9 protein-coding genes are annotated in these 11,997 nt (G+C 41.6%); 6 read left to right on the top strand and 3 right to left on the bottom strand.

Translation table 11 applies throughout. The features are described from left to right. Window positions 1–765: TolC family protein (locus PHO71_RS13140; protein WP_300203965.1), on the bottom strand; the 765-nt coding region annotated here is incomplete at its 3' end. A 438-nt stretch (window positions 766–1,203) separates the two neighbouring features. On the opposite strand from PHO71_RS13140, the gene PHO71_RS13135 reads away from it, so the two are divergent. Next, the gene (locus PHO71_RS13135; protein WP_300203962.1) at window positions 1,204–2,403 is read left to right on the top strand and encodes a multidrug effflux MFS transporter; all 1,200 of its coding nucleotides are present in this window, start codon (window positions 1,204–1,206) and stop codon (window positions 2,401–2,403) included. A 141-nt stretch (window positions 2,404–2,544) separates the two neighbouring features. Here the strand turns inward: PHO71_RS13135 and PHO71_RS13130 are convergent, their stop codons facing one another. Continuing rightward, window positions 2,545–3,405 carry an AraC family transcriptional regulator gene (locus tag PHO71_RS13130; protein ID WP_300203960.1) on the bottom strand — a complete coding sequence of 287 codons (861 nt, stop codon included), beginning with the start codon at window positions 3,403–3,405 and terminating at the stop codon, window positions 2,545–2,547. A gap of 158 nt (window positions 3,406–3,563) precedes the next feature. On the opposite strand from PHO71_RS13130, the gene PHO71_RS13125 reads away from it, so the two are divergent. From PHO71_RS13125 to PHO71_RS13105, 5 genes are all read left to right on the top strand, one after another. Further along, window positions 3,564–4,718 (top strand): efflux RND transporter periplasmic adaptor subunit, encoded by a 1,155-nt coding sequence (locus tag PHO71_RS13125; RefSeq protein WP_300203957.1) that lies wholly within the window; start codon window positions 3,564–3,566, stop codon window positions 4,716–4,718. A gap of 3 nt (window positions 4,719–4,721) precedes the next feature. After that, complete coding sequence (locus PHO71_RS13120) at window positions 4,722–7,919, top strand: efflux RND transporter permease subunit (protein ID WP_300203954.1); 3,198 nt, start codon at window positions 4,722–4,724, stop codon at window positions 7,917–7,919. 44 nt (window positions 7,920–7,963) lie between these two features. Beyond that, window positions 7,964–9,328 carry a TolC family protein gene (locus tag PHO71_RS13115; RefSeq protein WP_300203951.1) on the top strand — a complete coding sequence of 455 codons (1,365 nt, stop codon included), beginning with the start codon at window positions 7,964–7,966 and terminating at the stop codon, window positions 9,326–9,328. A 9-nt stretch (window positions 9,329–9,337) separates the two neighbouring features. Beyond that, on the top strand, window positions 9,338–9,946 hold the full coding sequence (locus PHO71_RS13110; protein WP_300203949.1) for a TetR/AcrR family transcriptional regulator: 609 nt from the start codon (window positions 9,338–9,340) through the stop codon (window positions 9,944–9,946). 157 nt (window positions 9,947–10,103) lie between these two features. Continuing rightward, on the top strand, window positions 10,104–10,940 hold the full coding sequence (locus PHO71_RS13105) for a 4-fold beta flower protein (RefSeq protein ID WP_300203946.1): 837 nt from the start codon (window positions 10,104–10,106) through the stop codon (window positions 10,938–10,940). Here the strand turns inward: PHO71_RS13105 and PHO71_RS13100 are convergent. After that, window positions 10,937–11,905, bottom strand: a complete 969-nt coding sequence (locus PHO71_RS13100) for a hypothetical protein (protein WP_300203943.1) — start codon at window positions 11,903–11,905, stop codon at window positions 10,937–10,939. The genes PHO71_RS13105 and PHO71_RS13100 overlap by 4 nt on opposite strands. Window positions 11,906–11,997 lie beyond the last annotated feature (92 nt).

Below are 11,997 nucleotides of genomic sequence, written 5' to 3'. Positions count from 1 at the left end.
CAATTGCTGCCAGTCATTTTCTGCCAGTGCTTTCACCTCTTCTTCCAGTAAAGTTGAGTCGGGAATGATTTCCGTTCCGGCAGGTAGGTGAAGGGTGGTCACTAATTGATGATTCATGATTTTGCAAACATCTTGTACTTTGGCCAGTTGTAATTTTAAAGTCTCTTTTTGTAATTCATAGCGGGTGATATCGTTTCTCAAAGCAGTTCCTTGTGTACGTCGTGCTTCCATGTTATGTATCACTTGTTCTGTTAAATCGAGGTTTTTCTGTAATACTTGCATCTGATTGTTCAGTTTATACAGATCCAGGTAATAACCAGTCAGAAGAAAGCGTATTTCCTGACGGTTCTTCTGCCAATCTAATTCACTCATCTTTTGCCCGAGTTCAGCCAAAGCGATTCCGCTGTTGATTGCTCCACCTACATAGATTACTTGCTGTGCTTCCAGGGCAAAGTTGTTGCCGAAATGAGGCATCGGGATATTCTGACCATTTGTGAAGTCACGATCCCATAAATATCCATCACCAAGATAACTGAACGACAGTGAAGCGCCTATATCCGGCAACCGTTCTGATTTGGCGGCTTTTAAAGTTTCATCAGCTGCCTCTTTCCCGGTTTTGTATGTTCGGATACTTTGGCTATTTTCATCTGCCAGACGAAAGATTTCATTAATGCCCAACACCTGTCTGGATGGTGTCTGGGCAAATAAACCCTGACTGCATAGTGCCACGCATAGCGGTACTATGAGCCTTCTTTTTTTGCTCATAAAGTAAAATAAATAATGTGATTAAAATATACGCTCTTATATCACGCTTTCTTTCTCTAAGGTTAGCGTTTTGCGTCGTGATGAGTCCTTAAAATGAGAATTATCAAATTTGTGCAGCTACTCCCCAACCGTGGAAATCGTGCATTTTGTTCTTATAGCGAATGGAAATTTGATAATACTTAAGTTTCATATTAATACTTGTTTTCTATTTTGATTTGCAAAATTATAAAAAATAACAGATAAGTTGCGACCTTATATAGGTGCAGATATAAGCTTTTTTAACGGTTGGCAATATAAAATCTCTTATAGTCTTTTTATTTCTCATCGTCTTTTTGAAAAACATCGTTTGTTCTGAAAAGGCCTAATTTTGTTCTGATTATGATGACCTTAAACGGATAGAAAGCCTATACCTTTGCACTCAAATTTAAATTGTTGATTATGAGTGGTATAAAAAGAGAAAATTCAAAGGCTTTTCTATTGTTGCTATTGGGGATGCTGACCGCGTTCGGACCTTTCGTTACAGATATGTATTTACCTAGTCTTCCGTCTATGGCAGACTATTTTTCTACTAGTTCCTCTATGGTGCAGTTGGGACTCACTACAAGTATGGCAGGTTTAGCATTGGGACAAATCTTTTTTGGACCGCTTAGTGATAAATATGGGAGACGTCCGTTGTTGTTATCTTCGATGTTACTATTTATAGTTTCTACTTTGCTTTGTCTTTATGCACCGGACATTTATTCGTTTGTCGCTTTGAGACTGATACAAGGTATTGCGGGAGCAGGTGGAATTGTTATTTCTCGTTCGGTAGCTACCGATAAATTTTCGGGAAAGGAATTAGCTAAAATGCTTGCTGTCATTGGGGCTATAAATGGAGTTGCGCCGGTAGCGGCCCCCGTAGTCGGAGGATTATTGACGGGTGCATTAGGATGGAAAGGAATTTTTGTTGTGTTGTTGATTATTGGACTTATACTAGGAGTCAGCTGTATCTGTTTTAAAGAGTCATTACCTAAAGAAAAACGTTCAAAAGCTGGAGTATTTGCCACTTTTCTCAGCTTTGGAAAGATAGTACGCAATCGCCGTTATATGTTCTATGTTTTGCAGTTGGCATTTGCCCAAGGTATTTTGTTCGCCAATATAGCTTCTTCTCCTTTTATTGTACAAGAGCATTATGGCTTTTCACCTTTAGGTTTCAGCATTTGTTTTGCAGTCAATGCAATAGCTATTGGAGTAGCTGCCGCCCTATCGGTAAAGTTTCGCAAACTGGAAAATGGGACATTAACCGGATGTATCGGTATGGTTCTTTTCGCTGTTATGGAAATGGTTGCACTGTATAACGGTTGTAATTTCTGGATTTACGAATTGCTTCTCTTTGCTTTGCTGTTTATGATGGGACTCACTTTTACAACCTCCACCATTTTAGCAATGGACTGTGAACGTCAGTATGCAGGAGCAGCTTCCGCATTACTAGGCGCACTTTGTTTTGCGTCCGGTGGAATTGTTTCTCCATTGGTTGGTTTGGGTGATATACTTACATCTACCGGAATAGCATTTGTCGTCTGTGCCGTTTGTTCACTGCTTTGTGTGTTATGGACTTTTAAAAAGGAGACAGTTAAATTAGCTGTTTCTCCTGTATAGATGTAAATACTGCTGATTGTGTATCCTTTTTATGCATGACTTTTTGAGATGTGTTACACTTTTTTGCACGACTTTTTGTTGAAATTCTACATTTTTATGCACAACTTCCGCGTATCTCTACTTTTTTGTTGATAAAGATATTTAAAAGCCCTTCTGAATATTATATTTGCTTTGATACTCTCTGGGTGACATTCCTTCGTGTCGTTTAAAATATCTGCCCAGATACGACTGGTCCGGGAAACCGAGCCGGTCGGCTATCTCTTGTATGGTTAGTCCGGTGGATTGGAGTAACACTTTAATTTCCAGAATGGCAAAGTCATCAATAATCTTTTTAGCGGAATCTCCGGTCACACTTCTACAGATACCAGTCAGATATTTGGTAGAAATACAAAGTTTGCCGGCATAGAAATTCACTTCCCGTTCCGAAATACAATTTTCGTGGACTAAAGAGACGAAATTCTTAAATATCTCATCCTGTCGGTTTCCTCCTTCAATTTTCTGCCGGTCAAAGTAACGATAACACTTGTCATAAATGTCCAACATGAAAGATTGAAGATGATTTTTGGCTATTTGATTCCGAAAACGGTTCTCACGGTCTTTATAGATTGCTGTTGTGGCACGTATTAGTCCTTTAATGGCTTCGGTATTTTCTTCGGGGGGAGTGTAACAAGGATTCTCTTTGATGAACCGGAAGAAAATGGGTTCGAACCGGAGACAAGCTTCCCGAAACATATCCTGGGGGAATCCGAAGAAAGAGGCGGTAAAGTCACTGCTGCAACCATTGACACGTATGATAGTACCCGGTAATAATACTACTTGAGTGTTTTCTATAATTTCATAATCTTTCAGGTCAATCGTAACGTGTGCCCACCCACTTCGGCAGAAATAGATAGCACCTCCATCCAATTTCCATAAATGATGCATGATAGGTGATAGATTTTCATCTATGCCGGCCACAAAAGGTTCGCGAAGTACGGCAAGTAATGATTCTCTCTTTTTCATATACAGTTCTATTTTTGGAATACAAAAATAGGACTTTTTTGCTAAATATTAGTTTTTATATTCCGAAAATGAACAAAACTGGAAACACTATGAATAGTTTTCTATTATAAAATGTATCTACCTTTGCCGCAATAATTTTTTAATTAGGTAATAATAAAATGAGTAAAAAGGTATGTAAAATGAAGCAGGCATTAGTATTGCTATGCTCTTTGGCTGCTGTGGGATGTAAACAGGCACCGCCGGCACAAATGGAAACAGGATACGAAGTGATGACTCTTGCTCCGGCGGACCGGAAGATTTCGAGTACACATTCGGCAACGATTCGGGGACGTCAAGATATTGATATTTATCCACAGGTGAGTGGTACGCTGACCAAAATCAGTGTAACGGAAGGTCAGCGTGTGAAGAATGGACAGACATTGTTTATTATCGATCAAGTACCCTACGAAGCTGCATTACAGACAGCTTTGGCAAATGTGGAGTCTGCTAAAGCCTCTCTTGCTACGGCACAACTGACTTACGAAAGCAAAGAGGAACTGTATAAAGAAAATGTAGTTTCCTCTTTCGACCTGAATACAGCGAAAAACTCTCTTCTGGCTGCTAAAGCACAACTCGCACAAGCAAAAGCTCAGGAAGTAAATGCCCGTAACAACCTTTCTTACACAGTTGTGAAAAGTCCTGCGGATGGAGTCATTGGTACATTGCCTTATCGTGTAGGTGCGTTGGTTAGTTCCAATCTAGCCGAACCTTTGACTACAGTTTCCGATAACTCGGATATGTTCGTTTACTTTTCGATGACAGAAAACCAATTGCTGGGCTTGATTCGCCAATATGGTTCTAAGGAAGAAGCGTTGAAGAATATGCCTGTCATCGACTTGCAGTTGAGTGATAAGTCCGCTTATCCTCAACAAGGACAGATTGAGACTATCAGTGGAGTTATCGACCGTTCGACCGGAACTGTCAGTTTGCGTGCCGTATTCCCAAACAAAGAAGGGCTGTTACATAGCGGTGGTGCAGGCAATGTGATTATTCCTGTACAAAAAATGGAAGCACTTGTTATTCCACAAGCTGCCACATTTGAAATTCAGGATAAGAGATATGTATATAAAGTAGTGGACGGTAAAGCGCAATCAGCTCTGATACAGGTTACCCGTGTAAATGGTGGTCGTGAATTTATTGTAGATGAAGGACTGGTTCCGGGGGATGTAATTGTGGCGGAAGGAGCTGGATTGCTTCGTGAAGGTACGCCCATCCAGGTAAAGACCACCCAGGCTACAACGACAACTACTGAAAATCAAACAAAGGAGGGATAATCCATGAATTTAAGAACCTTTATTGAACGCCCTGTATTATCGGCAGTCATTTCTATTACGATTGTCGTTGTGGGTATCATCGGGCTGTTCAGTCTGCCCGTTGAGCAGTATCCGGATATTGCTCCCCCTACCATAATGGTGAGTACCACCTACTATGGTGCAAGTGCAGAAACTTTGCAGAAAAGTGTGGTTGCTCCTTTGGAAGAGGCTATTAATGGTGTGGAAGATATGACATACATGACCTCTTCGGCCACTAATTCCGGTTCAGTGAGCATTACCGTTTACTTTAAACAAGGAACAGATCCGGATATGGCGGCTGTCAATGTGCAGAACCGTGTGTCGAGAGCTACGGGACAGCTTCCGGCGGAAGTAACTCAGGTGGGAGTAACCACTTCCAAACGTCAGACAAGTATTTTGCAGATGTTCTCATTATACAGTCCGGACGATAGCTATGACGAAAACTTCCTTTCCAACTACATCAGTATTAACCTGAAACCGCAGATTCTGCGTATTTCCGGTGTGGGCGACATGATGATTATGGGAGGTGAGTATAGTATGCGTGTGTGGATGAAGCCAGATGTAATGGCGCAGTATAAATTGATTCCGTCGGATATTACTGTGGTACTTTCCGAACAGAATATTGAATCTGCCACAGGTTCATTTGGTGAAAACTCTAGTGAAACGTATCAGTATACAATGAAGTATAAAGGACGTTTGATTACTCCGGAGGAATTTGGAGAAATTGTCATCCGTTCTACGGACAATGGCGAGGTGTTGAAACTGAAAGATATTGCGGAGATACAGCTTGGTCAGGATAGTTATGCGTATCATGGTGGTATGGACGGTCATCCGGGTATTTCGTGTATGGTGTTCCAGACAGCGGGTTCCAATGCTACCGAAGTAAATCAACAGATTGACGACTTGCTCGAAGAAGTAAGTAAAGACCTTCCCAAGGGAGTGGAACTCACACAGATGATGAGTTCGAATGATTTCCTGTTTGCTTCTATTCATGAAGTAGTGAAGACGTTGATTGAAGCTATCATTCTGGTAATTCTTGTAGTGTATGTCTTTTTGCAGGATTTCCGTTCTACGTTGATTCCTTTGGTGGGAATTGTTGTTTCATTGGTTGGTACATTTGCGTTTATGGCTTTGGCTGGATTCAGTATCAACTTGCTTACTCTGTTTGCGCTGGTACTTGTGATTGGTACGGTGGTTGATGATGCCATTATTGTCGTCGAGGCGGTACAGTCTAGGTTCGATGTGGGATATAGATCGTCGTATATGGCAAGTATCGATGCGATGAAAGGGATCAGCAATGCCGTCATTACTTCTTCACTTGTGTTTATGGCAGTATTTATTCCGGTATCTTTCATGGGGGGAACTTCCGGTACGTTCTATACTCAGTTTGGTCTTACAATGGCGGTGGCTGTCGGTATATCGGCTGTCAATGCATTGACATTGAGCCCGGCGTTGTGTGCTTTGTTGCTGAGACCTTATATTAATGAAGACGGCACACAGAAGAATAATTTTGCGGCACGTTTCCGTAAGGCATTCAATTCGGCTTTCGATGTGTGGGTGGAAAAATATAAGAATATCGTATTGTTCTTTATCAAGCGCAAGTGGCTGACTTGGTCGTTGTTGGCTTGTTCTATCGTACTGTTGGTTTTTCTGATGAACACAACTAAGACCAGTCTGGTTCCGGATGAAGATCAAGGTGTGATATTCGTCAATGTAAGTACAGCCTCAGGCAGCTCATTGACAACGACTGACGAAGTGATGGAACGTGTTGAAAAGCGTATGATGGAGATTCCTCAGATTGCTCATGTACAGAAAGTTTCCGGTTACGGATTGTTGGCAGGACAGGGAAGTTCATTTGGTATGTTGATTCTGAAACTGAAACCTTGGGATGAACGTCCGAATGATGAAGATAATGTGCAGGCGGTGATTGGTCAAGTGTACGGTCGTACGGCTGATATTAAAGACGCCAGTGTCTTTGCTATTTCTCCGGGTATGATTCCGGGTTATGGTATGGGTAATGCGTTGGAACTTCATATGCAGGATAAGATGGGTGGTGACATCAATGATTTCTTTACGACTACCCAGCAATATCTGGGCGCGTTGAATCAACGTCCGGAGATTTCGATGGCGTATTCTACGTTCGACGTTCGTTATCCGCAGTGGACCGTAGAGATTGATGCTGCTAAGTGTAAACGTGCCGGTATTACACCGGATGCAGTGTTGGGTACGCTCTCCGGTTATTACGGTGGTCAGTACGTGTCCAACTTCAACCGTTTCTCTAAGGTGTACAGAGTAATGATTCAGGCAGATCCGTTGTTCCGTATGGATGAGTCATCACTTGATAACGCATTTGTACGTATGTCCAATGGTGAGATGGCTCCGTTGAGCCAGTTTGTTTCATTGACACGTAGTTACGGTGCAGAATCATTGAGTCGTTTCAATATGTATAACTCTATTGCAGTGAATGCCATGCCAGCGGATGGTTACAGTACCGGAGATGCCATCAAAGCAGTACAGGAAACAGCTGAACAATCTCTTCCGAAAGGATATGGTTACGATTACGGAGGCATTACCCGTGAGGAAAATCAACAAAGCGGTACGACGATTATTATTTTCGGTATCTGCTTCCTGATGATTTACTTGATTCTGAGTGCCTTGTACGAGAGCTTCCTGATTCCGTTTGCCGTTCTTTTGAGTGTACCTTGTGGATTGATGGGAAGTTTCCTTTTTGCCCGAATGTTCGGACTGGAAAACAATATCTATCTGCAAACGGGATTGATTATGTTGATCGGTCTACTGGCGAAAACGGCTATTTTGCTGACGGAATATGCTGCGGAACGTCGTAAGGCAGGTTTGGGAATCGTGGCTTCTGCGGTAAGTGCTGCTAAGGCTCGTCTGCGTCCAATCCTGATGACAGCATTAACGATGATATTCGGTTTGTTCCCCTTGATGATGTCCAGCGGAGTAGGTGCAAATGGTAACCGTTCGTTGGGTACAGGTGTAGTCGGTGGTATGACGATTGGTACGTTGGCGTTGCTTTTCATTGTTCCGACTTTGTTCATTGCTTTCCAGTGGCTGCAAGAACGTTTGCGCCCTGTGCAAACCATGCCTACAGAGGATTGGCAAATCGAAGAAGAAATCAAGATAAGTAATGAAGAAAAGTCTGAGGCAGGAAAAAAATGAGTCACCACAACGTGACACAGAGTTTTCAATTATAAAAAAGAAATATGAGAAAAATAATAATATTATCCGCAATGACGGTTGTTTTGAGTAGTTGCGGTATCTATAATAAATATAAACCGGTATCGGAAGTTCCCGAGGGACTTTACGGCAGCGAGTCAGTCGCTGCCACCGATACGGCAAATTTTGGAAATCTTTCTTGGCGGGAAGTGTTCACCGATCAGCATCTTCAAGTGTTGATCGACTCGGTTCTGGTGAAGAATACAGATATGCAGACAGCTCATTTGCGTGTAAAAGAGGCGGAAGCTTCTTTGATGACCGCAAAGTTGTCTTACTTGCCTTCTTTGTTTCTTGCACCGGAAGGAGCAACTAGCAGTTTTGATAAAGGAAAAGCCACACAGACGTATTCATTACCTGCAACAGCTTCGTGGGAACTGGATATTTTCGGTCGAATCACTAATACAAAACGTCGTGCGAAAGCAGCTTACGAGCAAAGTAAAGAGTTTGAGCAGGCTGTAAAAACACAGTTGGTATCTGCCGTAGCCAACAATTATTATACGTTGCTGATGCTCGACGCTCAGTATGAAATAGCTGTTGCCACCGAAAAAGCATGGGAAGAGAGTGTAAGAACCTCCCGTGCCATGAAGAAAGCAGGTATGATGAATGAAGCGGGGTTGGCGCAGACAGAAGCTAACTATTATACCATTCGTACAACGGTGCTCGATCTGAAAGAACAAATCAATCAGGCGGAGAATTCTATGAACTTATTGTTGGCGGAAGTTCCCCACACCATTCAGCGTGGTAAATTGGAAAACCAACAATTACCGGAAAACTTCTCTGTAGGAGTTCCTTTGCAGATGCTTTCTAACCGTCCGGATGTTCGTAGCGCAGAATTTTCTTTGGCGCAGGCGTTCTACTCAACAAATTCCGCCCGCTCGGCTTTCTATCCTTCTATCACGTTGAGTGGTAGTGCCGGATGGACGAATAATGCCGGAAGTATGATTCTCAATCCGGGTAAGTTTATTGCTTCGGCAGTGGCTTCCCTGACTCAACCTTTATTTAATAAAGGTGCAAATATCGCCCAATTGAAAATAGCGAAAGCACAACAGGAAGAAGCTCGTCTCAGCTTTGAACAAACATTGTTGAATGCGGGAGTGGAAGTAAATGAAGCGTTGGTACAGTATCAGACAGCGCGTGAAAAAGCAACATTCTACGATAAACAAGTTGCTTCTTTGCATACGGCTGTCAGGAGTACAAATCTTCTGATGAAGCATAGTGATACAACTTATCTGGAAGTCCTGACCGCACAGCAAACATTGCTGAATGCTCAGCTTTCTCAAGTGGCAAACCGCTTTACCGAGATCCAGGGAATGATTACTTTATATCAGGCACTGGGTGGTGGCAGGATGTAAGAGAACAGTATGAATCCTGAAACATTACGGAGTGAGATACTCGATTATACCAAACGGGAAATGTCTTTGCATGGAACCAATGGACTGACTATGGACGACATAGCCAAAGGGATGAGAATGTCGAAGCGCACGCTTTACAAACTCTTCCCCAGCAAAGTCTGCCTGTTCCGTGTTTGCCTTTCCGATTTTGCCAATGAAATCAGAAATCATGTACAACAGAAGCAAATACGAATGGATCGTTCGTGCATGGAACTTCTTTTCATGACAGTGAACGGGTATCTCACTTTGTTGCATTCGTTGGGGAAGACTTTACTGTTGGACATTGCCGCAGACGAAGAGTATCGCCTCTCTTTTGAACGGGAAAAGGCTTTCTGGTTACAGCAGTTCATTGATATACTGACGCATTGTAAAATATGTGGTTATCTGCTTCCGGGAGTCGATACGGATCGCTTTGCGGTAGATTTGCAAGACGTAATTTACCGGAGTTGCCTGCAAGGCACTCCATATATGGTACAACGGGTGTTGAATTATATGCTTTTACGAGGACTTTTTAAAATGGATGGGATTCGTTATATTGATGAACATCTGGCATTCGATAAGTTAAATGTTTGTGTTTGAAGAGAGAAGGCGTATCCGGGTAAAAACGGATATGCCTTTTCATTTATAATGAGTACTCTATTGTAGGATTCCGGTATTTTTGCAGGTAAAGATTATCTGTTTTTGTTTATAATCTCTATATTTGCGGGTCATATGAATGAATCTTATAGTGTAAAATATGAAAAAGCTACTTTTAATTTTATGCGTTATTGCGGGACTACTGTCAGGATGCAGTAAAGACGATGATAAACCTATTGTTCAGCAAGAATCAGAAGTCACCTTGTTTGACAAGAAGGCAGAACCGATGGCTTATATAAATTATGTGGATGATGATTTGACTATTTATATGTGGGACGGTACTCCGGTGGCTTATTTGGAAGATGACGGACTAATTTATCATTTCAACGGACAATTTCTGGGATGGTATACGAATGGCATAATATATAATAAGGATGGCTATGCTGTTGCGGCTAAAAAAGGTGTCGTGAGAGGAGACATAAAAATGAATGAGACGCTTGCGGAATCAGCGGTAAAAGGAGTGAAGCACGTTAAACCTGTTCCGTATGTTCAGTCATTAGTGCCGGAAACTCCCTTATTTAAGGATGAATGGAGTGTAACAGACTCCTCGCTTGATCGTTTCTTTCTAACAGAAGTTACTTTGTTTGACAAAGATAAAAAGGCTGTAGCATATATTGCTTATGCTGAAAAATCTACTATTTATATGTGGAATGGCACTCCGGTTGCTTATGTGGAGCAGGAAGATAAAATCTATCATTTTGATGGTCACTTTTTGGGATGGTTTGCGGATCGAATAGTATATGATAAGGAAGGATATGCTGTTGGAGCAGAGAAAAAAGTATTAAAAGGCGAAATATCAATGATTACTCCGCCAATGGAGCCGGTTAAATCTATGAAGCATGGTAAACCGAAAAAGGAAATTCAGGTCTTGGCACCAACGTCACCAGATTTTAGGAATTCTTGGAGTGTGACTTCTTTGACCGACTTTTTTCTTTAGTTATCAGTCACCTTCAGGCTCATATTCCTTACACTGATGGCGGCATCAAACGTACCGGGTACTTCCCAGCCGAAGTTTATCCCGCAAATTTCCATATCCTCCCAAGTTGTATCCTTAAAAAAGCCTTTTGATCTCATTCTCTCAATAGCTTCTTTAATCAGAGGCAGTACATCTACTTTAGCCTGATGCCATTGTTTATCTTGAAAAGTGATATCGCCCCATACAGGTAATTGAGGCACATTATAAATATAAGTGGAAGTACCCAAATCCCAAGAAATAGTTTCCCGGTCTGTCATCTGTTGATACCGGTAATCATAAGAAGGAATACCCAGCCAAATAAAAGAGTTAAAGTCCGAAGACTGGCTATTCTCATTTTTCAAAACAAAGTAAAAGGGAGATTGAGCCGTATGTATCTCCGGATTATATTCACTATCAGACATTTTCTTCTCACATTTCTCTAGTTTTATTTCCATTGAGAAGTCCAGTTGCTTGACTTTACCTATATTCGGATGACGTGCGAAGTCTTGTTCAATCAAGAGGTGAGGCCAGGGTTCATTTCCCTGTCGTGGTTTATCATACTCTTGGCTTGCATTGACTTCCAACCATAAACTACCGTCAGGATTCCAAATCACTTTTTTCCCCTGATTGGTATATGTTATTGCTCCATTCTGATTCTCCACAGGAATTGTATTCCCTAAATCGTGTTTACTAGACCATTGAGCCATTTTCCAAGTTGGAATTATGTTTTGTTTCTCAAAATAGAGGGTATCTACGCAAGCTTTCTCCCATCCTCCCTTTTCCTCCACTATCTTAGTATTCAGTGGACTTAATGCAAATCCATCTTTAAATGCTATATCTCCAAAAGCTTCCCACTTTTCTGCCGGAGGAACACTAGCGAAACAGATGCTTAAATTCAGTAGGAAACTACTCCACACAGACAACATGATAATTTTTCTTCTTTTCATACCAGCTACATTTTTAGGAGATTATTTAAATCGATTGAAATATAGGATAAAAGTGTCGGATTTGCAAGAAACAAACTAAATATATGTATAGA

The sequence above is a fragment of the Bacteroides sp. genome, assembly GCF_028690125.1.
Lineage (GTDB): Bacteria > Bacteroidota > Bacteroidia > Bacteroidales > Bacteroidaceae > Bacteroides.
This window is presented reverse-complemented; position numbering and strand designations above follow the sequence as displayed.

What these genes read in the sequence shown, in the direction of transcription:
- PHO71_RS13100 (WP_300203943.1), bottom strand. Translation starts at nt 11,905, where the DNA reads ATGAAAAGAAGAAAAATTATCATGTTGTCTGTGTGGAGTAGTTTCCTA.
- PHO71_RS13120 (WP_300203954.1), top strand. Translation starts at nt 4,722, where the DNA reads ATGAATTTAAGAACCTTTATTGAACGCCCTGTATTATCGGCAGTCATT.
- PHO71_RS13115 (WP_300203951.1), top strand. Translation starts at nt 7,964, where the DNA reads ATGAGAAAAATAATAATATTATCCGCAATGACGGTTGTTTTGAGTAGT.
- PHO71_RS13130 (WP_300203960.1), bottom strand. Translation starts at nt 3,405, where the DNA reads ATGAAAAAGAGAGAATCATTACTTGCCGTACTTCGCGAACCTTTTGTG.
- PHO71_RS13105 (WP_300203946.1), top strand. Translation starts at nt 10,104, where the DNA reads ATGAAAAAGCTACTTTTAATTTTATGCGTTATTGCGGGACTACTGTCA.
- PHO71_RS13125 (WP_300203957.1), top strand. Translation starts at nt 3,564, where the DNA reads ATGAGTAAAAAGGTATGTAAAATGAAGCAGGCATTAGTATTGCTATGC.
- PHO71_RS13135 (WP_300203962.1), top strand. Translation starts at nt 1,204, where the DNA reads ATGAGTGGTATAAAAAGAGAAAATTCAAAGGCTTTTCTATTGTTGCTA.
- PHO71_RS13110 (WP_300203949.1), top strand. Translation starts at nt 9,338, where the DNA reads ATGAATCCTGAAACATTACGGAGTGAGATACTCGATTATACCAAACGG.